Source organism: Streptosporangiales bacterium (genome assembly GCA_009379955.1).
In the GTDB taxonomy this organism is placed as follows: domain Bacteria; phylum Actinomycetota; class Actinomycetes; order Streptosporangiales; family WHST01; genus WHST01.
Genome location: WHST01000001.1, coordinates 130065 through 155248 on the forward strand (window position 1 = coordinate 130065; position 25184 = coordinate 155248).

Below are 25184 nucleotides of genomic sequence, written 5' to 3' on the forward strand. Positions count from 1 at the left end.
TCCTCCTCGCGGTCGCGGGCACACGCGCTAGGCCCTCGACCTCTCCATGCTGGAATGTGCGGCCGCCACCACGCGCTCGGCGGTGAGGCCGTACTGCTCGTACAGGGTCTGGTAGTCGGCCGACGCGCCGTAGTGCTCCAGGCTCACACACTCGCCGGTGCCGCCGACGATCTCGTGCCAGCCCTGCGCGACCCCGGCCTCGATCGAGACGCGCGCGCGGACGGCCGGCGGGAACACCGTGTCGCGGTACGCCTGGTCCTGCTCCTTGAACCACTCGACGCAGGGCATCGACACCACCCGGGTGGGCGTGCCCTCGACCTGCAGCCGCTCGCGGGCCGCCAGCGCGATCTGCACCTCGCTGCCGGTGCCGACGACGACGACCTCGGGCAGGCCGCCCTCGGCGTCGGCGAGCACGTAGCCGCCGCGGGCCACGCCCTCCGCGGACGCCATGCCCGCGCCGGGGGACCTGTCGAAGACCGGGACGTTCTGCCGGGTGAGCAGGAGACCGGCGGGCCGGTCGGTGTGCTCCAGCACCGTGCGCCACGCGATCGCGGTCTCGTTGGCGTCGGCCGGCCGGACGACGTCGAGGCCGGGGATCGCGCGCAGCGCGGCGAAGTGCTCGATCGGCTGGTGGGTCGGGCCGTCCTCGCCGAGACCGACGGAGTCGTGGGTCCAGACGTAGATCGCCGGGATGCCCATCAACGCCGCGAGGCGGACCGAGCCGCGCATGTAGTCGCTGAAGGTGAGGAAGGTGCCGCCGTAGGGGCGGGTGAGACCGGCCAGGCAGATGCCGCTCAGCGCGGCACCCATCGCATGCTCGCGGACGCCGAAGTGGATGTTGCGGCCGTAGGGCGACTCGGGGAGGAACCGCGGCTCGCCCTTGATGTCGGTGTTGTTGGAGCCGGTGAGGTCGGCGGAGCCGCCCCACAACTCGGGGAGCACCGGGGCGAGCGCGTTGATGACCGCGCCGGACGCCTTGCGCGTCGCGACGGCCTTGCCCGCCTCGAACGTCGGGAGGCTGTCGGTCCAGCCGTTCGGCAGCCGGCGCGCGACGAGCCGGTCGAGCTCGGCGGCGCGGTCGGCGTCGGCCTCGCGCCAGGCGACGTAGCGCTTGTCCCACTCGGCGCGCAGCTCGCGACCGCGGTCGGCGACCTGCCTTGCGTGGGCGAGCACGTCGTCGGGCACGTCGAACGTCTTCGCCGGGTCGAAGCCGAGGATCTCCTTGGTCGCCGCGACCTCGCCGGCGCCGAGCGCCGAGCCGTGGGCCGGGCCGGTGTTCTGCGCGTTGGGCGCGGGCCACGCGATGATCGACCGCACGCTGATCAGCGACGGACGCTCGGTCTCGTCGCGGGCGGCGACGAGCGCGTCGTGCACGGCCTGGACGTCGTTGACGTCGTCGAGGGTCTGGGTGTGCCAGCCGTACGCGGCGTACCTGGCCGCCACGTCCTCGCTGAACGCGACGTCGGTGTTGCCGTCGATGGAGATGTGGTTGTCGTCGTACAGGACCACGAGGTTGCCGAGTCGCTGGTGACCGGCGAGGCTCGACGCCTCGCTCGCGACGCCCTCCTGCATGTCGCCGTCGGAGGCGAACACCCAGACCGTGTGGTCGAGGATGCCGTCGCCGGCCGCCGCGTCGGCGTCGAGCATGCCGCGCACGCGACGCGCGCCCATCGCCATGCCGACCGCGGTGCTGATGCCCTGGCCGAGTGGACCCGTGGTGGTCTCGACGCCGGCCGTGTGGCCGTACTCCGGGTGTCCGGGCGTGAGGCTGCCCCACCGCCGGTACGCCTTGAGGTCATCGAGGGTGAGGCCGTACCCGGAGAGGAAGAGCTGGATGTACAGGGTGAGGCTGCTGTGCCCGCACGACAGGACGAACCGGTCGCGGCCGAGCCACTCGGGATCGGACGGGTCGTGCCTGAGGAGTCGCTGGTAGAGCAGGTAGGCGGCCGGTGCGAGGCTCATCGCCGTGCCCGGGTGGCCGTTGCCGACCTGTTCGACGGCGTCCATCGCCAGGACGCGGACGACATCGACGGCCCTGGCGTCGAGATCGGTCCACTCCAGCTTCACCTCGGTCATGCGGCTCCTTCCTCCCGTTCACCACCTCGAGCCTATCCCCGCGCGAGGGGTACGAAGCAGAACCTTCCCACCCGTGGCCGGCCCATGCTCAGGGGGGTCGCAGCGACTCGCTGACCCTCACCGGGGTGTGGCGGTGACGGAGCACTAGAGTGACCTCGCCACTGTCCGTCCGAACGTTTGAGGTATGCGTGGTCCGCCCCGAGGCTCACTCGTGACCGCTGTCACGAGCCGTCCACCGGCTCTCGACTCCGTCGAACGGGCGCCCCGGACGTTCGCGACGACGCTTCGTGCGTACGTCGGCCTCACCAAGCCGCGCATCATCGAGCTGCTGCTGATCACCACCGTCCCCGTGATGTTCCTCGCGGCCCGCGGCGTGCCGCCGCTGTGGCCGGTGGTCGCGACGCTCATCGGCGGCACGCTGTCGGCCGGCAGCGCCAACGCGCTGAACTGCTACATCGACCGTGACATCGACATGGCGATGCGCCGCACCAGGCGCCGCCCGCTGCCGTCGGCGTCGGTGACGCCGCGTGAGGCGCTCGTCTTCGGCACGGTGCTCGGCATCGTGTCCACGGTCTGGCTGGCGCTGGCGGTCAACCCGCTCTCGGCGTGGCTGGCGCTCGGCGCCAACCTCTTCTACGTCTTCGGCTACTCGCTCCTGCTCAAGCGGCGCACGTCCGCCAACATCGTCTGGGGCGGGATCGCCGGCTGCTTCCCGACCCTCATCGGCTGGACGGCGATCACCGGTCGGCTCTCGCTCGCCCCGGTGGCGCTCTTCCTCGTGGTGTTCTTCTGGACCCCGCCGCACACCTGGGCGCTGGCGATCCGTTACCGCGACGACTACGCGACCGCGGGCGTGCCCATGCTCCCCGCCGTCGCTCCCGCACGGACCGTCGCCTGGCGCATCCTGGTGTACAGCGTCCTGACCGTGGCAGCCTCGCTGCTGCTCTGGCCGCTGGCGCACACCGGTCCCGTCTACGTCATCGCGGCAGCAGTGCTCGGCGTCGTCCTCCTCGTCGAGGCGGGCAACCTGCTGCGCCGGGCGTGGGCGAACGGCGACAACGCCGCCCTGCTCAAGCCGATGCGTCTCTTCCACTGGTCGAACATGTACGTCGCGCTGCTCTTCGTCGCGGTGGCGGTCGATGCGCTCCTGCGCTGAACGAGCTCCCAAGCGGGGACGGCTCGCCGGCGACGGGTGTGGCGCCGCTGCGCCGGGGGAGGGCTAGGCTTCCCAGCCATGACTACGAGCTCATGGGTGAGGGAGACGCTCGAGGGGCGTGCGGGGCGTCCGCGCAGGCCCGTCCTCGGCGTCCTCGGGTGGTGCGGTGTCGGAGTGTGCGGGCTCCTCGCCCTCGGCTACGTGTTCCTCGCCGGCGGACCTGGTGGGTTCATCCTCGGGCTGCTCTTCGCCCTGCTGCCGGTGCCGCTGCTGGTCTTCGCGATCCTCAGCCTCGACCGGCTCGAGCCGGAGCCGACGCGCAACCTGGTGCTCACGTTCGCCTGGGGCGCCGCGGTCTCGATCGCCATCGCGCTCGCGCTCGGCATCCCGCTCAACCTGGTGTCCGACGCACCGCTGTGGGGCCTGTCGGTCGTCGCGCCGTTCACCGAGGAGCTCGCCAAGGGCGCGATCATCTTCATCATCCTGCACGTGCGGAAGACCGAGCTCGACGGCCCGACCGACGGGATCATCTACGCCGGCATGGTGGGCCTGGGTTTCGCATTCACCGAGAACATCATGTACTACGGCATGGCGCTCAACGAAGGAGCGGGCAACCTCGTCGGCACGTTCGTGATGCGCGGGATCTTCTCCCCGCTCGCGCACCCGCTGTTCACCGCCGCGACCGGCATCGCGCTGGGATATGCGGCGCTCAAGCGCGACACGGCGATGCGCTGGGTGCTGCCGATCGGCGGGCTCATCGTCGCGATGATCCTGCACGGCGCCTGGAACGGTCTCAGCACCCTGTTCAGCATCTTCGGACTGGCGTTCGTGTACTTCTGCCTCATGGTCCCGATGCTCGTCGCGTGCATCCTCATCGCGTACTTCGACCGCAAGCGGGTACTGCGCTCGATGACCACCCACCTGCCGGCGTACGTGCCCGCGGGCATCTTCGCCCACGACGAGGTCGGCCTGCTGTCGACGATGAAGTCGCGCCGCAAGATGCGCCACCTGATGCGCGACTACCAGCAGGCCGCGACCGAGCTGGCGATGCTCGACGACCATGCCGCGCGGGGCACCGCGGGCGCGGAGTACGGCCCGCGGCGCGAGGCGCTCGTCCGCATCCTGATGATGTGCAAGCGGGCGTTCCCCGGCAACGAGCGGATGGCCCAGAACCTCGCCGAGGTCGAGGGCACCCTGCCGCCGCCCCCGATGCCCAAGCGCCCGGTCGGAGCGCCGATCCCGCCGCAGCAGGGCCAACGGATGGGGCCGCCCCCCGGATACCCGATGGGCCCGCCCCCGGGTCAGCTGCAGGGCCCGCCGATGGGCCTACCGCCGGGCGGCCCGCAGGGCCCGCCCCCCGGACCCGGTCCGCAGCCGGGTGGGCCCGGCCCGCAGTACGGCCGGCCACCGGGACCCCCGCAGGGCCCGCCTCCCGGGTACGGGCAGCAGGGTCCTGTCGGTCCGGGTCCCGGCGGTCCCCAGGGACCGCCCGGTCCCCAGGGACCGCCCGGTCCCCAAGGGCCGCCCTCGAGCGAGCCGCCGGGCCAGCAGCCCGACCGGTGGCGGCCGGTCTCCTGACATCCGGCCGTCGAGTGCGGGTCGGTCACCGGTCGGCGATGGTGTCGGCGCCCGCGTAGTCGGGGAGCTCGACGTCCGTCGCGAGGGAGTCGCTGCTCGACACGAGCAGCCGGCGGCCCAGCCGGGTCCGGAACACGGAGTCACGCAGCCACAGCCCGCCGCGGGTGCGCGGGGCGAGGAACGCGCCCGGGTTCGCGCGCTTCTGCCAGCGCCCGGAGTAGCCACGCATCCGGCGCTCGTACGCGGCGTAGGCGGTGCGGTGGTCGCCGCCCGCGGCGGCGAGCTCCCCGGCGAGCACGTACGCCCCGACGACGCCGGTGCCCACGCCCATGCCGCCGAGGGTGACGCCCCAGCCGGCGTCGCCGAGCAGCACGATCCTGCCGGTGGACCAGTGCGGGACGCTCACGTGGCTGATCGAGTCGAAGTACAGGTCCTCCGCGCGGGTCAGCGACTCGAGCAGGTGGGGAACGTGCCAGGGCATTCCGGCGAACGCCTCGGTGACGACCTGCTTCTGCCGCTCGACGTCGCGCCATCCGACGTCCAGCCGCGGCGACGCGAACACGACGAGGGCGCCGGCGCTGGACGGATCGCGGGAGTCGGCGGCGACGCTGGCCATCCGGCCGGGCTCGTTGTACTGCTGCGCGACGGTGTCCACCCCGAGGTCGTTCGGCAGGTCCCAGCCCGCGAGGTAGTGACCGAGGTGCCGCACGTACCGCGACTCCTCGCCGAACGCGAGACGCCGAACGGTCGAGTGCAGTCCGTCCGCGCCGACGACGAGGTCGAAGGTCCGTGGCGCGGCGGTGGCGAACTCGACGTGCACGCCGTCCGCACGCTCGGTCAGGCTCGTGACGGTGTCGCCGAAGAGGAACTCGACGCGCTCGGCGCACCGCTCGCACAGGACCCGGGACAGGTCGCGGCGGTGGACCTCGACCTCGCCGCCCGCGAACTCCTCGGGCAACCGGAAGATCTCCCGGCCGTTCTCGTCGACACGGCACATCGCGCCGCCGTGGGTCTGGATCCCGCGGAGCTCGTCGAGGATGCCCATCCTCTCCAGCACGCCCAGGTGCGTCGGGCCGCGGAAGTCGACGGCGAAGCCGCTCGACCGGAGCGCGGGGGCGATCTCGATCACGGTCGTGTCCGCACCGTACCGGGAGAGCCAGGACGCCACCGCGGGCCCGGCGACGCCGGCACCGGAGACGAGGACGCGCGTACCGCGCAGGGGAGTGGAGTGCATGGGTGCCGCTTTTCGATGAGGGTGAGTTACTGTGTCTATCGGATACAGTGGACCTTAGACACAGTTATCCGCCCGTGGCAAGGGAGATGAGCGGATGAACGTCGTCGAGCTGCTCTGGGACGAGCGACCACCGCCGCGGCGGGGGCCGAGACCCACGCTCACCGTCGAGGCGATCGCCTCGGCCGCGATCGAGATCGCCGACGCCGAGGGGCTCGCTGGCGTCACCATGGAGCGCACCGCGCGGGCGGTGGGCGTCACCAAGATGGCGGTCTACCGGTACGTCCCCGGCAAGGTCGAGCTCGTCGCCCTCATGACCGACCTCGCGCTCGGCGACCCCCCGCACCCGGACACGGTCACCCACGGCTGGCGTGCGGGGCTCGACGCGTGGGCCAGGGAGCTCGGCGTCCGGCTCGCCCGCCATCCGTGGGTGCTCGAGACGACGCTCGGCGCGCGCGTCCTCGGCCCGCGGGAGCTGGGATGGACGGAGCGCGCTGTCGCCGCGCTCGCCGGCACCGGGCTCGCCGGCGCGGAGATGCTCGACGTGGTCGCGACGGTGGTCGGGCACATCAGGACGATGACCGAGCAGGCGACGGCGTCGGCCACCGGCACGCCCGAGCAGGACATGGACACGACGATCACCGCGCTGCTGCGGGGCCGGGAGGACCGCTTCCCCGCACTGGTGGCGGCGCTCGCGTCGACGGTCGCCGAGTCGCAGGACCAGGCGCTCGACTTCGGCCTCGAGCGCATCCTCGACGGCGTGGAGCTGCTCGTCGCCGCGCGGGCGGGCGGGTCCCCGTAGGGAGGCGTCAGGCGCGGACCCTCATGGCGTAGAGCAGGCGGAGCGCCGCGACCCAGAGGACGCACGCGGCGAGCACGTGCAGGCTGACCAGCGCGGCGGGCACGCCGGTGAAGTACTGGACGAGCCCGATCGCGGCCTGCGCGACGAGGACGCCGGACAGCTGCAGCAGGCGGGTGAACGCCGGGCCCTCGGGGCGGGTGCGGCGCAGGGCGACGACGAGGGCGACGACGAGCGCCATCGTGACCCAGACCAGTCCGGAGTGCACCTTCGCGACGTCCTCGAGCTGGAACGGGTAGCGCACGGAGTCGGCGTCGCCGGCATGCGGACCCGAGCCGGTCACGACCGTGCCGGCGACCATCACCAGCAGCACCGCGACGGTGAGCGCCTGGACGAGCCGGTGCACCAGCGGCCGCACGACCACCCGCGGCGCTCCGTCGCCCTCGTGGGTGCGGACGTGCAGCGTCACCGTCAGCGCGATCATCACGAGCGTGCCGAGGAAGTGCGCCGTGACCCAGCCGGGCGTGAGCGCGTACCAGACCGTGAGCCCGCCGATGATGCCCTGCAGCAGCACGCCGGCGGGCAGCAGCGCGGCGAGGAGGACGACGTCGCGTCGGCGCGGACGCATCCGCAGCGCGACGAGCAGGCAGAACGCGACGGTCGCGAACACGGCGACACCGAGCATCCGGTTGCCGAACTCGATCGCCATGTTGAGCACGGGGTGGTCGGGGCTGTGCGTCGGCACCAGGCTGTCGCCGGTGCAGCGCGGCCAGTCGGGGCAGCCGAGGCCGGAGCTGGTGACCCGGACGACCGCACCCGTGAACGCGATGCCGACGTTCGCGACGACCGCCGCGAATGCGGCGCGCCGCATCGCCGCGGGTGACGGCTCCCACGCGGCCAACGCGCGCAGCGGGTTCGACGGGGCGGGGGAGGACGTCGTCACCCCGTCATCGTAGGAACCGCGCGTTGTCAGAACCTCAGCGGGCCATGGCCTGCTGTCGAGTCTCATAACTCACTCCCAGCGGAACGTCCGCGCCGCCGCGACCAGCGTCACCAGTGCCCAGGCGGCGAGCACGGCCGCGGCGAGGACGGGGAACCCGGTGCCGTGCTCGAGGACGTCGCGCAGTCCCTCGGCGAGCGCGGTGGACGGGAGCGCGTGCAGGACGGCCGCGACCCGGTCGGGGAACACCCGGACGGGCAGGAGGACGCCGCCGACCGCGAGGAGCACGACGTACACGAGGTTGGCCGCGGCCAGCGTCGCCTCGGCGCGCAGCGTGCCGGCCAGCAGCAGGCCGAGGCCGCTGAACGCTGCCGTGCCGAGCAGCAGCAGGACCGCCACGGACCCCGGGTCGCCCTGGGGTCGCCAGCCCAGCGCGACGGCGACCAGGCAGAGGAGCGCCACCTGGCCGAGCTCGATCGCGACGACGGCGAGCGTCTTGCCGACGAGCAGTCCGGTGCGCCCGAGCGGCGTGGCGCCGAGCAGCTTGAGAGCGCCGTACCGGCGTTCGAAACCGGTGGCGATCGCCTGGCCGGTGAACGCCGTCGACATCACCGCGAGGGCGAGGACCCCCGGAGTGACCGTGTCGACGGGACGCGGGCCGAGCGGCAGGATCGGCACGTTCGCGAGAAGCACGAGCGCGCCGACCGGGATCACCAGCGTCAGGAGCAGCTGCTCGCCGTTGCGCAGCTGCTGGCGCAGCTCGTGGACGGCGTACGCGAGGACGCGCCGGACGGCGGGAGCCGCGCCCGGTGCGGGCGACAGGTCGAGCCGACCCGGCGTCGCGGCGGTCACGGCCGGAGCTCCCTGCCGGTGAGCTCGAGGAACACGTCCTCCAGCGTGCGGCGCTCGACGCCGAGGTCGGCCGCGAGGACGTTGCGCTTCGCGCACCAGGACGTGACGGCCGCGAGTGTCGCCGGGTCGACGGGCCCCGCAGTCCGGTGCAGCAGGTAGTGGCCGGACGGCGCCTCCGTGACCGTGGTGCCCGCGGGCAGGGTGGCGAGCAGGTCCGTCGTGTCGAGCCCGCCAGGGGCGCGGAATGAGAGCCGGTCGTCCGGCGAACCGGTCAGCTGGTCGGGCGCGCCCGACGCCAGCACGCGCCCGCGGTCGATGATCACGACGTCGTCGGCGAGGCGTTCCGCCTCCTCCAGGTAGTGGGTGGTGAGCAGCACGCTCGCGCCGGCGTCGCGCAGGCCCGCGATGACGTCCCAGGTGGCGTGCCTGGCCTGGGGATCGAGGCCCGCGGTCGGCTCGTCGAGGAACGCGACCTCCGGCCGTCCGACGAGCGCGAGCGCGAGGCCGAGGCGCTGCTGCTCGCCGCCCGAGAGCCTGCGGTAGGGCGTCCGTGCCACCCGGGTGAGTCCCAGCAGCTCGAGCAGCGCGTCCGGGTCGTGGGGTCGCGCGTGGCACCTGGCGACGGTGCGCAGCAGCTCGCGCGGGCGCGCGGCCGGATAGACGCCGCCCGCCTGCAGCATGACGCCGATCCGAGGTCGCAGGGCCCGCCCGTCGGCGAGGGGGTCGAGCCCGAGCACCCGCACCGTCCCCGCGTCGGGGCGGCGGAAACCCTCGCAGCACTCCACGGTGGTGGTCTTGCCCGCCCCGTTGGGTCCGAGCACGGCTGTGACGCTCCCGCGACGGACGGTGAGGCCGACCCCGTCGACGGCCGTGTGCTCGCCGTACCGTTTGGTGAGGTCGTCGACCTCGACCGCGGGTGGGGAGCCGGCTGCCACACCAGGAGTCTAGGGACGCCGCCGCGCCGGTGAGGTGGCGGAGGGTCCCCGGACAGTGGCGGCATGACGAGGGTCACGTGGGGCCGGGTTTGTCACCCGGCAGGATTTACGACAGACTTATGTTGTGAAAAGCATCGGATCCGGCTACGAGACCGCGGGCACTGCCGCCCGTGGTACCCGTGACCGCGTGTTCCGGCTGGTGCTCGAGGTGGGCCCCGTGACCGCCGCCGACCTGGCGGACCGGCTCGAGCTCACCCCGGCGGCCGTCCGCCGCCATCTCGACGCGCTCGTCGAGCTCGGCTACGTCGCCGATCGCGAGGCGCCGCAGCGCGGCCAGCGCGGACGCGGCCGGCCGGCGCGGGCGTTCATGATCACCGACGTGGGCAGAGACGCGTTCTACCAGAGCTACGACGACCTCGCGGCGAGCGCGTTGCGCTACGTCGGCGACATCGCCGGGCCCGACGCCGTCGCGGAGTTCGCGCGGCACCGGATCGCCGAGCTCGAGCGCAGGTACCACCAGTACCTCGCGGAGGTGCCGCAGGAGCGGCGGGCGGAGGCGCTCGCCGCGGCGTTGAGCACCGACGGATACGCTGCCTCGGTCGCGCCGACACCGTTCGCCGGGGGCGGCGAGCAGCTGTGCCAGCACCACTGTCCCGTCGCTCACGTGGCGACGGAGTTCCCGCAGCTCTGCGAGGCGGAGACAGAGGCGTTCGAGCGACTGCTGGGCACCCACGTCCAACGACTCGCGACCATCGCCAAGGGTGATGGCGTGTGCACGACCCATGTGCCGGGACGGTCCGCGACCCCCTCGCGGCCCGCGCGGCAGGCACCACCACCGAAGAAGAAGACGACGAGATCGTCCGGGAGGACGTCGGCATGACGACAACAGCGCATCCCGAACTCGAAGGACTCGGCAACTACCAGTGGGGTTGGCACGACTCCGACGATGCGGGTGCCAAGGCACAGCGCGGCCTGACCGCGGAGGGCGTCCAGCGCATCTCCGCGATGAAGGACGAGCCCGAGTGGATGCTCAAGACCCGGCTCAAGGGACACAAGCTGTTCCAGACCAAGCCGATGCCCACCTGGGGTGCGGAGCTCGACACCATCGACTTCGACAACATCAAGTACTTCGTCAGGTCGACCGAGAAGCAGGCGACGTCCTGGGACGAGCTGCCCGCGGACATCAAGAACACCTACGACAGGCTCGGCATCCCCGAGGCGGAGAAGCAACGCCTGATCGCCGGCGTCGCCGCGCAGTACGAGTCCGAGGTCGTCTACCACCAGATCCGCGAGGACCTGGAGGAGAAGGGCGTCCTGTTCCTCGACACCGACACGGCGCTGCGGGAGCACCCGGAGCTGTTCCGCGAGTACTTCGGCACGGTCATCCCGCCGGGCGACAACAAGTTCTCGGCGCTCAACACGGCGGTGTGGTCGGGCGGCTCGTTCATCTACGTGCCGAAGGGCGTGCAGGTCGACATCCCGCTGCAGGCCTACTTCCGGATCAACACCGAGAACATGGGCCAGTTCGAGCGCACGCTGATCATCGTCGACGAGGACGCCTACGTCCACTACGTCGAGGGCTGCACCGCCCCGATCTACTCCAGCGACTCGCTGCACTCCGCCGTCGTCGAGATCGTCGTCAAGAAGGGCGCGCGCTGCCGCTACACGACCATCCAGAACTGGTCGAACAACGTCTACAACCTCGTCACCAAGCGGGCGATCGCCCACGAGGGCGCGACGATGGAGTGGATCGACGGCAACATCGGCTCCAAGGTGACGATGAAGTACCCGGCCGTCTGGCTGATGGGTGCGCATGCGAAGGGCGAGACCCTGTCCGTCGCCTTCGCCGGTGAGGGACAGCACCAGGACGCCGGCGCCAAGATGGTCCACGCCGCGCCGCACACCTCGTCGACGATCATCTCGAAGTCGGTGGCGCGCGGCGGCGGTCGCACGTCCTACCGCGGCCTGGTCCAGGTGCTCGACGGCGCCAACCACTCCGCCTCGACGGTGAAGTGTGACGCGCTGCTCATCGACACCATCAGCCGCTCCGACACCTATCCGTACGTCGACGTCCGCGAGGACGACGTGCAGATGGGCCACGAGGCCACCGTGTCGAAGGTGAGCGACGACCAGCTGTTCTACCTGATGAGCCGCGGCCTCAACGAGGACGAGGCGATGGCCATGATCGTCCGCGGGTTCATCGAGCCCATCGCCAGAGAGCTGCCGATGGAGTACGCCCTCGAGCTCAACCGCCTGATCGAGCTGCAGATGGAAGGAGCCGTGGGTTGACAGCCGGTATCGAGATCTCCCCGCATTCCCACGGGGGAGGAGCCGAGGCCGCGGCGGCCGAGGCACAGTCCAAGCTCCATGCCACCGCGTCCTTCGATGTCGACGACTTCGCCGTCCCCGGGGCGCGCGACGAGGAGTGGCGGTTCACCCCGCTGAAGCGACTCGGCGGGCTGCACGACGGCTCCGCCAAGACCGACGGCGGGGTGACCGTCGAGGCCGACGTCCCCGACCCCGTACGGGCGGAGACGGTGGGGCGTGACGACCCGCGCATCGGTCGGGCCGGCACGCCGACCGACCGGATCGCGGCGCAGGCGTGGTCGGGCTTCGAGAAGGCGACGGTGGTGACCGTCCCGCGCGAGGCGCGGCCCGAGCGCCCCGCGTTCGTCTCGGTACGCGGCAACGGCGGCACGAGCTACGGGCACATCGTCATCGACGTCGAGCCTCTCGCGGAGGTCACCGTCGTCCTCGACCACACCGGCAGTGCCGTCTACGCGGCCAACGTCGAGGTCAACGTCGGCGACGGCGCGCAGCTCACCCTGGTGGCGTTGCAGGACTGGGCCGACGACGCGATCCACGTCTCGCACCACTACGTACGCCTGGGCCGCGACGCGCGGATCAAGTCCGTGGTGGTCACCTTCGGTGGCGACGTGGTCCGCCTCTACCCGCAGGTGCGCTACACCGAGCGTGGCGGCGACTGCGAGATGTACGGGCTGTACTTCGCCGACTCGCCGCAGCACCTGGAGCACCGGCTGTTCGTCGACCACTCGGTTCCTGACTGTCGCAGCAGGGTCGAGTACAAGGGTGCGCTGCAGGGCACCGACGCGCACACCGTCTGGATCGGCGACGTGCTGATCCGGCCGGACGCCACGGGCACCGACACCTACGAGCTCAACCGCAACCTGGTGCTCACCGACGGCGCCCGCGCCGACTCCGTGCCCAACCTGGAGATCCTCACCGGGGAGATCATCGGTGCCGGGCACGCGAGCACGACGGGCCGGTTCGACGAGGAGCAGCTGTTCTACCTGCAGTCGCGCGGCATCCCCGAGATCGACGCACGCAGGCTCGTCGTCCGCGGGTTCTTCGCCGAGGTGATCCAGCAGATCGAGGTCCCCGAGGTACGCGACCGGCTGTTCGAGCGGGTCGAGGAGGAGCTCCAGGCGGTGGGGACCTGAGATGGGCGACACGGCCGGCCGGGACTCGACCATGACCTTTGCACGCGTGTGCGCCGTCTCCGACCTCGCCGAGGGTGACGTCAGGCGGGCCGAGGTCGACGGCGTCCCCGTCGCGGTGGTCCGCGCGGAGGACGGCATGTTCTACGCCTGCCACGACGTGTGCACGCACGAAGAGGTGCCGCTGTCCGAGGGCGACGTCGAGGGCACGACCATCGAGTGCTGGCTGCACGGCTCGCGCTTCGACCTCCTCACCGGACAGCCGACCGGCCTGCCCGCCACCGAGCCGGTCGCCACCTACCCCGTGAAGATCGACGGCGACGACGTCCTCGTCGCGACAGACCAGAACCACTGAGACAGGAGTAGCTGGACACATGGCAACCCTCGAGATCCGCGACCTGCACGTCAGCGTCGGGGACAAGGAGATCCTCCGCGGGGTCGATCTGACCGTGCGGGCGGGCGAGACCCACGCGATCATGGGCCCCAACGGCTCGGGCAAGTCGACGCTCGCGTACTCGATCGCCGGCCACCCCAAGTACACGATCACCTCGGGCCAGGTGCTGCTCGACGGCGAGGACGTCCTCGCCATGAAGGTCGACGAACGCGCCCGTGCCGGCCTGTTCCTCGCGATGCAGTACCCGGTCGAGGTCCCCGGTGTCTCGGTGTCCAACTTCCTCCGCACCTCGGCGACCGCGCTGCGCGGCGAGGCTCCCAAGCTCCGCACCTGGGTCAAGGAGATGAAGGGGGCGATGGAGCAGCTCAAGTTCGACCCGGCGTTCGCCGAGCGCAATGTCAACGAGGGCTTCTCCGGCGGCGAGAAGAAGCGGCACGAGATCGTGCAGCTCGAGCTGATGAACCCCGACATCGCGATCCTCGACGAGACCGACTCCGGCCTCGACATCGACGCGCTCAAGGTCGTGTCGGAGGGCGTCAACCGCTTCGCGGCGGCCGGCGACCGCGGCGTCCTGCTCATCACCCACTACACGCGGATCCTCCGCTACATCACACCGACCTTCGTGCACGTCTTCGTCGCCGGCAGGATCGTCGAGGAGGGCGGCCCCGAGCTCGCCGAGCTTCTCGAAGCCGAGGGCTACGAGAAGTACGCCAAGGGCGCCGGGCCCGCCGCCCCCGAGGCTGCCGAGACGACGCCGGTGGGTGGCGCATCCGCGTGAGCGCCACCGGTGCCCCGGGCACGTCGAAGCGACCGGCGTACGACGTCGACCTGGTGCGCAAGGACTTCCCGATCCTCGAGCGCACCGTGCACGACGACCGCCGGCTCGTCTACCTCGACAGTGCGAACACCTCGCAGAAGCCGCGCACGGTGCTCGACGCGATGGAGGAGTTCCTCTCCAGGCACAACGCCAACATCCACCGCGCCTCGCACGCGCTCGGCGAGGAGGCGACCGAGGCCTACGAAGGCGCCAGGCTCAAGGTCGCCAGGTTCCTCGGCACCGCCGACGAGACCGAGATCGTGTTCACGAAGAACATCTCCGAGGCCATCAACCTCGTCGCGTACTCGATGGGGAACGCGTCGGCGACCGCGGGCTCCGACCCGCGCTTCCGGCTCGGCCCGGGCGACGAGATCGTCATCACCGAGATGGAGCACCACTCCAACATCGTCCCGTGGCAGCTGCTGTGCGAGCGCACCGGCGCCACGCTGCGCTGGTTCGGGGTGACCGACGAGGGACGTCTCGACCTCTCGCGGATCGACGAGCTGATCACCGAGCGCACCAAGCTCGTGTCACTCGCCCACCAGTCGAACATGCTGGGCACGATCAACCCGATCCGCGAGGTCACCGCACGCGCGCACGCCGCCGGCGCGCTGGTGTTCGTCGACGCCGCGCAGTCGGTGCCGCACTGGACCGTCGACGTCCGCGACCTGGGGGTCGACTTCCTCGGGTTCACCGGACACAAGATGTGCGGTCCGACGGGCATCGGCGTGCTGTGGGGACGCCGTGAGCTGCTCGACGCGATGCCGCCGTTCCTCGGTGGCGGCGAGATGATCGAGACCGTCGCGATGGAGCGCTCGACGTTCGCCCCGCCGCCGCACAAGTTCGAGGCCGGCACGATGCCGATCACCGAGGCCGTGGGCCTCGGCGCCGCCGTCGACTACCTCACCGAGCTGGGGCGCGACGAGGTGCGGGCACACGACGACATGCTCGTGGCGTACGCCCTCGACCAGCTCGCCGGCGTCGACGGGCTCCGCATCTTCGGTCCCACCGAGCCGGTCGACCGCGGCGCGGTGCTGTCGTTCGTCCTCGACGACGTCCACCCGCACGACGTCAGCCAGGTGCTCGACGCCGAGGGCGTCGCCGTCCGCGCGGGGCACCACTGCGCCCGTCCACTGCACACGAGGTTCGGGGTCGCGGCGAGCACGCGCGCGTCGTTCTACCTGTACAACACCAGGAGCGACGTCGACGCCCTCGTCGCGGGTCTGGCACAGGTGAAGAGGTTCTTCGGCTGATGCATCTCGAGTCGCTGTACCAGGAGATCATCCTGGACCACTACCGCCACCCGCATCACAAGGGGCTCAAGGAGCCCTTCGACACCGAGGTGCACCACGTGAACCCGACCTGCGGTGACGAGGTCACGCTGCGGGTGCGGCTCGACGGTGACACGGTCGCCGACGTCTCGTACGACTCGCTCGGCTGCTCGATCAGCCAGGCGAGCGCGTCGGTGATGACCGACCTCGTCATCGGCCGCACGGTCGGCGACGCCAAGCGGATCCACGACGAGTTCCTCGCCCTGATGAGGAGCCGAGGCGAGAGCAATCCGGACGAGGACGTCCTCGAGGACGCCGTGGCGTTCGCCGGGGTGTCACGCTACCCGGCGCGGGTCAAGTGCGCGCTGCTCGGCTGGATGGCCTGGATGGACGCGACCGCACGTAGCATGGACCACGTAGGGGAGGCCACATCATCATGAGCGAGCAGCCGGTACGTGAGCACGCCACACCGACGGGGCACACAGCGTCGGTCGCGACGACCGAGGACGTCGAGGAGGCGATGCGCGACGTCGTCGACCCCGAGCTCGGCATCAACGTCGTCGACCTCGGCCTGGTCTACGGCGTGACCGTCGACGAGGCCAACGCGGCGACGATCGACATGACGCTGACGAGCGCGGCCTGCCCGCTCACCGACGTCATCGAGGACCAGACGGCGCAGTCGCTGTCCGGCGTCGTCGACGACTTCAGGATCAACTGGGTCTGGATGCCCCCGTGGGGCCCGGACAAGATCACCGACGAGGGCCGCGAGCAGCTGCGGGCGCTCGGCTTCAACGTCTAGTCACGCGCGTCGGCGTTGACCACGACCTTGCCGCCCTCGCGGGCGTCGGCGACGCGGAACGCCTCGGCCACGTCGGCGAGCGGGTACTCATGCGTGACGATCGTCGTGACGTCGACCAGCTTCTTCGCCACGAGCTCGACGGCGCGGGGATAGACGTCGTTCATCCGCCGGGCGACGGCGAGCGTCAGGCCCTTACGGCGGGCGGGCGACGCGGGGAACGACGTGGTGTCGTCCGACGGGATCCCGGCGAGGACGACCCGGCCGCCCGGCCGCGCGGCGCGCACCGCCAATGCGACCGCGTCGTCAGGCCCCGCGACCTCGAACACGACGTCGGCGTCCACCTCGACGGAGTCCTCGGGGGACAGCACCTGGTCGGCGCCGAGCCGGCGGGCCATCTCCCGCCGGTGCGGGAGGCGCTCGACCGCCACGACGTTCGTCGCCCCGGCCAGCCGGGCGACCTGGAGCACCAGCAGCCCGACCGGCCCGCAGCCGACCACCGCGACCCGCGAGCCGAGGTGGACGTGCCCGAGGTCGATCGCGTGGATCGCGACGCCGAGCGGTTCGAGCATCGCGCCGTCCGCCGCAGTGAGGCCGTCGGGCGACGGGACCAGCAGCTCGGTCGGCCACGCGAGGTACTCCCGCAGCGCGCCGTCGCGCTCGCCCTCGCCGGCGAAGCCCACGGTGGGGCACAGGTTGCGGTACCCGCGCAGGCACGACGGGCAGTGCTCGCAGGGGACCGCAGGGTCGACCGCGACGGCCCGCCCGTCCAGCTCGCCGCCCTCGACGACGCCCGCGAACTCGTGACCGACCACGAGCGGTCGGTCGAGTCGCTTGGACCCGATGCCGCCCTCGGCGTACCAGTGCAGGTCGGAGCCGCAGAGACCCACCGCGGTCACGCGGACGAGCGACTCGCCCGGTCCGGGAACCGGGCGGGGCTCGTCGGCGATCCGCAGGTCGGCGACACCGTGCAGGCGGGCGGTTCTCATGTCCACGGCAATCCCTTCGCAGGTGGGCAACGCCGCCCGCTACCATGGGCGGGTGCATCTCACGGTCGATTGACCTCGCCCCGAGGCCGCCACGCAGCCCCATGGGGGCCGACTGGTGGCCGGACGAGCGTCCCCTCAGCCCTCGAGCCGCGAGAGTCACCCTCCCATGATCGTTGCCACTGACCTGGAGCTGCGCGCCGGCTCCCGCCTCCTGCTCGAGCAGGCGTCGTTCCGCGTCGGCCCCGGTGACCGTATCGGCCTGGTCGGGCGCAACGGCGCGGGCAAGACGACGCTCGCGAAGGTGCTCGCCGGGGTCGGCCAGCCCGCGCAGGGCACGGTGACGCGTACCGGATCGGTCGGCTACCTGCCGCAGGACCCGCGCACCGGCGACCTCGACACGCTCGCCCGCGACCGCATCCTGTCCGCGCGCGGCCTCGACGAGGTCGTCCGCCGGATGCGTCGCGGCGAGGAGCGCATCGCGCAGGCGGCCGGCCGCGCGCAGGACGACGCGATGCGGGCGTACAGCCGGCTGGAGGAGCAGTTCCTCGCGGTCGGCGGCTACTCCGCCGAGGCGGAGGCGGCGTCGATGGCCGCGAGCCTCGGCCTGCCCGAGCGGGTGCTCGCCCAGCCGATCGGCACGCTGTCGGGCGGCCAACGCAGGCGGGTCGAGCTGACGCGGATCCTCTTCGGCGACGCCGCGACGCTGCTCTTCGACGAGCCGACCAACCACCTCGACGCCGACTCGATCGTCTGGCTGCGCGACTACCTGAAGAGCACCAGGAACGGTCTCGTGGTCATCAGCCACGACGTCGGCCTGCTCGAGAACGTGGTCAACAAGGTGTACCACCTCGACGCCAACCGCATGGTGCTCGACATCTTCAACGTCGGCTGGAACGCGTACCTCCAGCAGCGCGAGACCGACGAGCGCAGGCGCAAGCGGGAGCGTGCCAACGCCGAACAGAAGGCGTCGAGCCTGCAGGCGCAGGCCGACCGGATGCGGGCAAAGGCGACCAAGGCCAGGGCCGCGCACGCCATGGACCGGCGCGCCGCGCGGATGCTCGACGGCCTGGACGACGTCCGCAGGGCGGACAAGGTCGCGAAGCTCCGGCTGCCCCAGCCCGCGTCGTGCGGACGCACGCCGCTGACGGCGCGGGGGCTGTCGAAGTCGTACGGCTCGCTCGAGGTCTTCACCGACGTCGACCTCGCCATCGACCGCGGCAGCCGGGTGGTCGTCCTCGGTCTCAACGGCGCGGGCAAGACCACCCTGCTGCGCCTGCTCGGCGGCCTGGAGCAGCCGGACACCGGCGACGTCCTGCCCGGGCACGGTCTCCGGCTCGGGTACTACGCGCAGGAGCACGAGACCCTCGATCCCGCCTCGCCGGTGCTGCAGACGATGCGCGACATCGCCCCGGGGATGACCGACACCGAGCTGCGCCGGGTGCTCGGCTCCTTCCTCTTCTCCGGCGACACCGTGGACCAGCCGACCCGCACCCTGTCCGGGGGCGAGAAGACCAGGCTCGCACTCGCGCGCCTCGTCGTGTCGCGGGCCAACGTGCTGCTGCTCGACGAGCCGACGAACAACCTCGACCCGGCGAGCCGCGAGGAGGTGCTCGGCGCCATCCGCGGGTACCCGGGGGCCATCGTGCTCGTCACCCACGACGAGGGCGCGGTCGAGGCGCTGCAGCCGGACCGGGTGCTGCTGCTGCCCGACGCCGACGAGGACCTCTGGAACGACAGCTACGTCGACCTCGTCGCCCTGAGCTGACCGGCGGGTACCCGGTGTTGACATCGCCGTGCGTAGGCCGGGAAGGTCACTTTGCCGGAACCGGTGACACGGTGCGGGCGCGCGCGTGATCATGAGAACGAGGAGTCCACTCGTTCCTGCGGAGGTGGAGAGCGTGGCCGACGTGAAGAAGGGCGCGCGGATCAGCGGTGCCGAACGCGACGAGATGGCGGCAGCGGTGCGGCGGAGGTACGAGGAGGGCTGGCCGATCCGGAGGATCGCGGCCGAGGTCAACCGCTCCTACGGATTCGTCCACCGCGTCCTGAGCGAGTCGGGAGTCACCTTGCGTGGCCGCGGGGGCGCCACCCGCAAGCGGGCGGGCGTGGGCTGACCCCGGGCACCCGCGGCACCCCGCCGGCGAGATCGGGGAAGAACGGCACCGCCATCGGTGTTCTCCTGAGCGCCGCGCTGTAATCATGTAAGCGCGGGCGGACGGGAGAGCGGATGTCGATGCAAGGGGGACCAGGGGTCTGGCAGGGCATGCGTGCGCTGCGCAGCGACCGCTCGGTCACGAAGGAGAAGATCAGCCGCGCCACGATCCGGCGTATCGGCTCCTTCGCGCGCCCGTACTGGCGTCTGGTGACGGCCCTGGTCGTCGTGCTGGTGACGAGTGCCGCGTTCGGTGCCGCCAACCCGCTGCTGTTCCGCGAGATCATCAACAAGGGCATCCTCGGCCGGAACTCCGGTCTCGTCGTCATGTTGGCACTCGTCGTCGCCGGTCTCGCCCTGCTGATGGCGGTCGCGATGATCGTGCAGCGGTGGCTGTCGTCGCGGATCGGTGAGGGCCTCATCTTCGACATGCGCACCCGGGTCTTCGGCCATGTGCAGCGCATGCCCATCGCGTTCTTCACCAGGACCCAGACCGGCGCGCTCATCTCGCGCCTCAACAACGACGTGCTCGGCGCGCAACAGGCGTTCACCAGCACGCTCGCCAACGTCGTCAGCAACCTGATCAGCGTGACGATCACGCTGGTCGCGATGTTCGTGCTGTCGTGGCAGATCACCCTCGTCGCCCTCGTGCTGCTGCCGCTCTTCCTCGTGCCCGCGCGCTACTTCGGTCGCCGCCTGCAGGCGATCACCCGTGAGTCGTACGACCTCAACGCGGAGATGAACACGCTGCTCAGCGAGCGGCTCAACGTGGCCGGCGCGACCCTCGTCAAGCTGTTCGGCCGGCACCGCGACGAGGACCGCGCGTTCGACTCGCGCGCCGGCAGGGTGCGTGACATCGGCGTCACGAGCGCCGTGTACGGCAGCTTCTTCATCGCCGCGCTGACTCTCGTCGCGGCACTGGCGACCGCTCTCGTCTACGGGTGGGGCGGCGTCCAGGCCGTCCGCGGCACGCTCGACGTCGGCACCGTGGTCGCCATGACGGCGTTCCTCGCCCGGCTGTACGGACCGCTGACGGCGCTGACCAATGTCAACGTCGACATCATGACCGCGCTCGTCTCGTTCGAGCGGGTCTTCGAGGTGCTCGACCTCGAGCCGACCGTGCGCGACAAGCCCGGCGCCGAGCGGCTGGGGCGCGACACGGCCCGGTCGATCGAGTTCGACCACGTCGACTTCAGGTACCCGACGGCGAACGAGGTGTCGCTCGCCTCCCTGGAGGCCGTCGCGACGCTCGACAGCCGGCCGGAGCAGCAGGTGCTCTTCGACGTGTCGTTCCGCGCTGAGCCGGGTCAGCTGATCGCCCTCGTCGGCCCGTCCGGCGCCGGCAAGACGACGATCTCGCAGCTCGTCCCGCGGATGTACGACGTGCAGGCCGGTTCGGTCCGTGTCGGCGGGGTCGACGTCCGCGACGCCGAGCTCGGGTCGCTGCGCGACGTGGTCGGCGTCGTCACCCAGGACGCCCACATGTTCCACGACACGGTGCGCACGAACCTCGACTACGCGCGGCCGGACGCCACCGACGACGAGATGTGGACCGCTCTCGACGCCGCGCACATCGGCGCGCTCATCCGGCTGATGCCCGACGGGCTCGACACCGTCGTGGGGGAGCGCGGCTACCGCCTGTCGGGCGGGGAGAAGCAGCGGCTCGCGATCGCCCGGCTGCTGCTCAAGGCGCCGTCGATCGTGGTGCTCGACGAGGCGACCGCGCACCTCGACTCCGAGTCGGAGGCGCTGGTCCAGGAGGCGCTGCGCACGGCGCTCGTCGGGCGCACCTCGCTCGTGATCGCCCACCGGCTCTCGACGGTGCGGGAGGCCGACCTCATCCTCGTCGTCGACGAGGGACGCATCGTCCAGCGCGGCACCCACGAGGAGCTCCTCGCGCGCGGCGGCCTGTACGCCGAGCTCTACCGCACCCAGTTCGCCCGGCAAGGGGACCTGTCAGAGGCTCAGCAGGCCCTGACCAGCTGACGTCAGTCCGCCGGGGGCGGCCAGCACTGAGGTTCTGGCAGGTCGCCGGGGCGATGGTCGTACAGTTCTCCTGTGCCGATCACCGTGGTGACCTCAGGGGTGTCGGCCAGTCAGATCCAGGTCTACCTGTCGCCGCTGGCCGAGCTGGGCGCGATGCTGCACGCCATCATCCGCGCCGACCACCACTCCCGCTCGCGGACGATCCAGCACCGTGCCCACGCCGACAGCGAGCCGGGCCTGGTCGCCATGACCCGCAGGTTCGCGCCGCTGTACGGCGCACTGCGGGCCAGGTTCTTCCTCCCGCTCGATGTCCCGAGCGGTGGCGAGGGCGACCTGGCGAAGGGCATCGCGCGGATCGGCCGGCTGTCCGTGCCCGAGTTCGTCGCGATGTGCGCGGAGCCGATCAGCGAGCAGGCACGTGACGTCGATCACGACGCACTGCTCGACGACCCGGCGGCGCGAGCGACGTTCCTCAAGCGGGTGGAGCGGATCTCGATCGCCCGCACCGAGGTCGCGCACGACCTGCTCGACGACCCGGAGCGGGTGCGGGCGCAGGTCCAGGAGTTCCTGACGGCCGCGGCCGAACGCTGGCTGACCGACGAGTGGCGCGAGCACCGTCCGCTCCTCGCCGCGGAGGCGACCCAGCGGCGCGCGGAGCTGTCGAAGTACGGCCTCGACGTGCTCGCCAGGATCTCGCCGACGGCGCTGCGCTACCGCGACCCCGACCGGGTGGTCTACGACAAGGTCAACCACGGCATCGTCACCGTGCACGACCGGCCGGTCGTCCTCGTGCCGTCGTACCACACGAGCATGCACCTCATCATCAAGCACGACGCGGGCTGGCCGATCGTGATCCAGTACGAGGCGGCCGCCCCGCGGCGCACGTCGTACGTCGACGTGACCCGGCGGATCGCCGCGTTGCAGGATCCCGCCCGGATGCGCATCTGCCGCTTCATCCAGCGCCAGCCGCGGAGCACGTCCGACCTGTCCTTGTCGACCGGGCTCGCGACGCCTCAGGTCTCCCGGCACCTGCGGGCACTGCGTGAGGCGGGACTCGTGACGGGCGCGAGGCAGGGCAAGGTCGTGTACTACTCGCTCGACGTCGACGCCATCCGGCGACTCGGCGACGACATCTTCGTCTCGCTACTGCGGTGAGCCGGCCCGTCCCCGACCGGTCGTTTGCTGTCTTGGCGTCAATGGTGTTCTGCACCGTAGACGGCGTAGGTAACATCCCGATTGATTTGAGCTGACGTGTGGTGCGTCGTTCCTGACAAATCTGAAACGGGAGTGGAATGGCTGAGGCGTCGTCGGCGAAGGTTCGTGACACGAGTAGTTTCTACGCGACGGGTGCCACGAGCGTTTTCGCAGCGCGGATCGACCAGCGTTTCAGCTATTGCCTGTACGTCCCCGGCCGACGCGACGGTGACCCGGAGCGGTACCCGCTGGTGGTGATCCAGCACGGCACGGGACGCACCGCCGGGCAGTACCGCGACGCGATGGCCGGCTTCTGCGAGGAGCAGCGCTGCGTCGTGCTCGCGCCACTGTTCCCCGCCGGCATCATCGACCAGGACGACCTCCACAACTTCAAGTTCATCGCCTACCGCGACATCAGGTTCGACCACGTGCTGCTCGGCATCGTCGACGAGGTCACCGAGAAGTTCCCCGTCGACGGCTCCACCTTCATGCTGCACGGCTTCTCGGGCGGCGGGCAGTTCACCCACCGGTTCCTCTACCTGCATCCCGACCGCCTCGCCGCCGCGTCCATCGGCGCACCGGGGAGGCTCACCCTGCTCGACGACAGCCTGCCGTGGTGGCTCGGTACCGGCGGGTTCGCGGACGAGTTCGGCACGGACATCGACCTCGACGCGATCCGTCGGGTGCCCGTCCAGATGGTGGTCGGCGAGAACGACGTGGAGACCTGGGAGATCAACAACCCGGGCGAGTCCAACTGGATGGACGGCGTGGAGCAGACGGGCAGCACCCGCGTCGAGCGGCTGCGGACCCTGCGCGACAACTTCGAGGCTCATGGCATATCGGTCAGGTTCGATCTCATTCCTGACATGGCGCACAATGGCATGCTCGCGCTTCCTCGCGTCGGCGCTTTCTTCGCCGACGTGATGAATTCGTAACCACGGGGAGTGGCGTCAGGGCAGGTTCGGAAAGGGCAGTGGACGATGAAACTCCGACTGGCTGTTTCGCGTACGGTCGCGCTCGTGCTGACCGGCGCGCTCCTCATGGGACTCGCGGCGTGCGGGGATCCGGGTCCGACAGCGGTGACGGCGATACCAAGACGCTCCGGGTGCGGATCTCGGGCAGCATGCTCTCCACCGACCCGTTCCGCGAGATCGGGTCGAACACCTGGAACCTGCTCAGGCAGCTCTACGAGGGCCTGGTGTCGCTCGACGACAACCTCGACCCGATCCCGATGCTCGCCGAGAAGTGGGACGTCGCCGACGGCGGCAAGGAGTACACGTTCCACCTGCGCAAGGGCGTGAAGTTCCACAACGGCAAGACCATGACCGCGGACGACGTGAAGTACTCGCTGGAGTACTACAAGGCGAACGCGACGCGAAAGAGCCTGCTCGCCAACGTCGCCACCGTCGAGGCCGTCGACGACTCGACCGTGCGGGTGACCCTGAGCAGGCCGCAGGGCAGCTTCATCGAGGTGCTCGCGCAGCCGGTGGTGGTCGCGATCGTGCCGAAGGGCGCGGCGGACGACGACGGCCTGCTGAAGAAGGCCGTCGGCACCGGGCCGTTCATGGTCGAGAACTTCGACAACGAGGAGCGCGCCGTCCTGCAGAAGTTCCCCGACTACGAGCCGGTGGACGCTCCGACCTCGAACTTCGGAGGTCGCAAGGTGGCCAAGGTCGACAAGGTCGAGATCCTGAGCGTCCTGGAGGACCAGACCGCGGTCGCCGGCATCGAGACCGGTGAGTACGACATCGCCTACGACCCGCCGGGGCAGGACCTCGACCGCATCAAGTCGATGCCCGACGTGTCCGTGCAGTCCGTGCCCGGCACCAGCGAGTCGAACCTCTACATCAACACCTCGGCGGACGTCGTCAAGGACAAGTACACGCGGGCGGCGGTCCTCGCTGCCATCGACAGGGACAAGCTCGTCAAGACGACCGACTTCGGCGAGGGCGAGGTGACGCACTCCTACGCGCCGAAGATCGCGAGCTGGTACCGCAAGGACGCCGCGACGTACTGGCCGTGGGACGGCGGCACCGCCCAGGCGAAGAAGCTGCTCGCCAAGAGCGCGTACAAGGGGCAGGCCATCGAGGTGATCGCAGGCGGGCCCGAGACCCAGCAGAAGAACGCGGTGAGCATCGAGCAGGACCTGAAGGCCGCGGGCATCAAGGTGAAGATCCAGCGCCTCGACCACACCACGTACCAGAGCAGGCTGAACTCCGGGAAGTTCCAGCTCGCCTCCACCGGCACGCCGATGCGGACGCCCGCGGACATCCTCTACAACGAGTGGTACTGCGCCCACGGTGAGCGCAAGGGTCGCTTCGGGTACTGCAACGAGGACTACGACAAGAAGTTCGAGGCCGCGCAGGCGATCCAGGATCCGAAGAAGCGCGCGGACGCGTGGACGGTGCTCGAGCGCAAGCTGAAGGACGACGCCGTCATCGACCCCTGGTACTACGAGGACGCCACGGCCGCGGTGCAGAAGAACGTCAGGGGCTTCAAGGTCAGCCCGTCCGACCTGCTCGCCCTGTGGAACGTCAGCAAGTCCGGCTAGGTCCGTCCG

23 protein-coding genes are annotated in these 25184 nt (G+C 70.9%); 17 read left to right on the forward strand and 6 right to left on the reverse strand.

Annotation, left to right across the window (positions count from 1 at the left end; genetic code table 11):
* Nucleotides 1-27 precede the first annotated feature (27 nt).
* Nucleotides 28-2076 (reverse strand): transketolase, encoded by a 2049-nt coding sequence (locus tag GEV10_00560; GenBank protein MQA76968.1) that lies wholly within the window; start codon nucleotides 2074-2076, stop codon nucleotides 28-30.
* Between the two features lie 184 nt (nucleotides 2077-2260).
* On the opposite strand from GEV10_00560, the gene GEV10_00565 reads away from it, so the two are divergent.
* Nucleotides 2261-3232, forward strand: a complete 972-nt coding sequence (locus GEV10_00565) for a protoheme IX farnesyltransferase (protein MQA76969.1) — start codon at nucleotides 2261-2263, stop codon at nucleotides 3230-3232.
* Between the two features lie 78 nt (nucleotides 3233-3310).
* A complete protein-coding gene (locus GEV10_00570) occupies nucleotides 3311-4810 on the forward strand; it encodes a PrsW family intramembrane metalloprotease (protein MQA76970.1) in 1500 nt (499 codons plus the stop codon).
* Nucleotides 4811-4835: 25 nt separating this feature from the next.
* On the opposite strand, the gene GEV10_00575 is transcribed toward GEV10_00570, so the two are convergent.
* Nucleotides 4836-6044, reverse strand: a complete 1209-nt coding sequence (locus GEV10_00575) for an FAD-dependent oxidoreductase (GenBank protein ID MQA76971.1) — start codon at nucleotides 6042-6044, stop codon at nucleotides 4836-4838.
* Between the two features lie 94 nt (nucleotides 6045-6138).
* Here GEV10_00575 and GEV10_00580 point away from each other — a divergent pair, with 94 nt between their 5' ends.
* The gene (locus tag GEV10_00580) at nucleotides 6139-6843 is read left to right on the forward strand and encodes a TetR family transcriptional regulator (protein MQA76972.1); all 705 of its coding nucleotides are present in this window, start codon (nucleotides 6139-6141) and stop codon (nucleotides 6841-6843) included.
* 7 nt (nucleotides 6844-6850) lie between these two features.
* On the opposite strand, the gene GEV10_00585 is transcribed toward GEV10_00580, so the two are convergent.
* Genes GEV10_00585 through GEV10_00595 form a run of 3 tightly spaced genes read right to left on the reverse strand, consistent with a single transcriptional unit; the run spans nucleotide 6851 to nucleotide 9567 of the window.
* The gene (locus GEV10_00585; GenBank protein MQA76973.1) at nucleotides 6851-7849 is read right to left on the reverse strand and encodes a heme A synthase; all 999 of its coding nucleotides are present in this window, start codon (nucleotides 7847-7849) and stop codon (nucleotides 6851-6853) included.
* Between the two features lie 3 nt (nucleotides 7850-7852).
* The gene (locus GEV10_00590) at nucleotides 7853-8632 is read right to left on the reverse strand and encodes an ABC transporter permease (protein MQA76974.1); all 780 of its coding nucleotides are present in this window, start codon (nucleotides 8630-8632) and stop codon (nucleotides 7853-7855) included.
* The gene (locus tag GEV10_00595) at nucleotides 8629-9567 is read right to left on the reverse strand and encodes an ATP-binding cassette domain-containing protein (GenBank protein ID MQA76975.1); all 939 of its coding nucleotides are present in this window, start codon (nucleotides 9565-9567) and stop codon (nucleotides 8629-8631) included. The genes GEV10_00590 and GEV10_00595 overlap by 4 nt, the downstream gene beginning before the upstream one ends.
* A 124-nt stretch (nucleotides 9568-9691) precedes the next feature.
* On the opposite strand from GEV10_00595, the gene GEV10_00600 reads away from it, so the two are divergent.
* The 8 genes from GEV10_00600 to GEV10_00635 are packed head-to-tail and all read left to right on the forward strand — an operon-like array spanning nucleotide 9692 to nucleotide 16306.
* Entirely contained in the window at nucleotides 9692-10447 is a 756-nt protein-coding gene (locus GEV10_00600; GenBank protein MQA76976.1) for an ArsR family transcriptional regulator, read from the forward strand.
* Complete coding sequence (sufB, locus tag GEV10_00605; GenBank protein ID MQA76977.1) at nucleotides 10444-11856, forward strand: Fe-S cluster assembly protein SufB; 1413 nt, start codon at nucleotides 10444-10446, stop codon at nucleotides 11854-11856. Before GEV10_00600 ends, sufB begins: the two co-directional genes overlap by 4 nt.
* 14 nt (nucleotides 11857-11870) lie before the next feature.
* Complete coding sequence (gene sufD / locus GEV10_00610; GenBank protein ID MQA76978.1) at nucleotides 11871-13028, forward strand: Fe-S cluster assembly protein SufD; 1158 nt, start codon at nucleotides 11871-11873, stop codon at nucleotides 13026-13028.
* Nucleotides 13029-13059: 31 nt separating this feature from the next.
* Complete coding sequence (locus GEV10_00615; GenBank protein MQA76979.1) at nucleotides 13060-13380, forward strand: Rieske 2Fe-2S domain-containing protein; 321 nt, start codon at nucleotides 13060-13062, stop codon at nucleotides 13378-13380.
* 19 nt (nucleotides 13381-13399) lie between these two features.
* On the forward strand, nucleotides 13400-14197 hold the full coding sequence (gene sufC, locus GEV10_00620; GenBank protein MQA76980.1) for a Fe-S cluster assembly ATPase SufC: 798 nt from the start codon (nucleotides 13400-13402) through the stop codon (nucleotides 14195-14197).
* Nucleotides 14188-15489, forward strand: coding sequence for a SufS family cysteine desulfurase (gene sufS / locus GEV10_00625; GenBank protein ID MQA76981.1), 1302 nt, complete (start codon nucleotides 14188-14190; stop codon nucleotides 15487-15489). The genes sufC and sufS overlap by 10 nt, the downstream gene beginning before the upstream one ends.
* The gene (locus GEV10_00630) at nucleotides 15489-15947 is read left to right on the forward strand and encodes an SUF system NifU family Fe-S cluster assembly protein (GenBank protein MQA76982.1); all 459 of its coding nucleotides are present in this window, start codon (nucleotides 15489-15491) and stop codon (nucleotides 15945-15947) included. Before sufS ends, GEV10_00630 begins: the two co-directional genes overlap by 1 nt.
* The gene (locus tag GEV10_00635) at nucleotides 15944-16306 is read left to right on the forward strand and encodes a DUF59 domain-containing protein (protein ID MQA76983.1); all 363 of its coding nucleotides are present in this window, start codon (nucleotides 15944-15946) and stop codon (nucleotides 16304-16306) included. Before GEV10_00630 ends, GEV10_00635 begins: the two co-directional genes overlap by 4 nt.
* Here GEV10_00635 and GEV10_00640 read toward each other — a convergent pair.
* Nucleotides 16303-17292: an alcohol dehydrogenase catalytic domain-containing protein gene (locus GEV10_00640; GenBank protein MQA76984.1), complete on the reverse strand. Its 990-nt coding sequence runs from the start codon at nucleotides 17290-17292 to the stop codon at nucleotides 16303-16305. The genes GEV10_00635 and GEV10_00640 overlap by 4 nt on opposite strands.
* A gap of 166 nt (nucleotides 17293-17458) precedes the next feature.
* Between GEV10_00640 and GEV10_00645 the strand changes: the two genes are divergently transcribed.
* From GEV10_00645 to GEV10_00670, 6 genes are all read left to right on the forward strand, one after another.
* Entirely contained in the window at nucleotides 17459-19057 is a 1599-nt protein-coding gene (locus GEV10_00645; GenBank protein MQA76985.1) for an ATP-binding cassette domain-containing protein, read from the forward strand.
* Between the two features lie 91 nt (nucleotides 19058-19148).
* Nucleotides 19149-19406 carry a transcriptional regulator gene (locus tag GEV10_00650; GenBank protein ID MQA76986.1) on the forward strand — a complete coding sequence of 86 codons (258 nt, stop codon included), beginning with the start codon at nucleotides 19149-19151 and terminating at the stop codon, nucleotides 19404-19406.
* A 119-nt stretch (nucleotides 19407-19525) separates the two neighbouring features.
* Complete coding sequence (locus GEV10_00655; protein MQA76987.1) at nucleotides 19526-21430, forward strand: ATP-binding cassette domain-containing protein; 1905 nt, start codon at nucleotides 19526-19528, stop codon at nucleotides 21428-21430.
* Between the two features lie 72 nt (nucleotides 21431-21502).
* Nucleotides 21503-22585: a metalloregulator ArsR/SmtB family transcription factor gene (locus GEV10_00660; protein ID MQA76988.1), complete on the forward strand. Its 1083-nt coding sequence runs from the start codon at nucleotides 21503-21505 to the stop codon at nucleotides 22583-22585.
* Nucleotides 22586-22722: 137 nt separating this feature from the next.
* The gene (locus tag GEV10_00665) at nucleotides 22723-23559 is read left to right on the forward strand and encodes an alpha/beta hydrolase (protein MQA76989.1); all 837 of its coding nucleotides are present in this window, start codon (nucleotides 22723-22725) and stop codon (nucleotides 23557-23559) included.
* 119 nt (nucleotides 23560-23678) lie between these two features.
* Nucleotides 23679-25175, forward strand: a complete 1497-nt coding sequence (locus tag GEV10_00670) for a hypothetical protein (GenBank protein MQA76990.1) — start codon at nucleotides 23679-23681, stop codon at nucleotides 25173-25175.
* The last annotated feature ends 9 nt before the right edge of the window (nucleotides 25176-25184 follow it).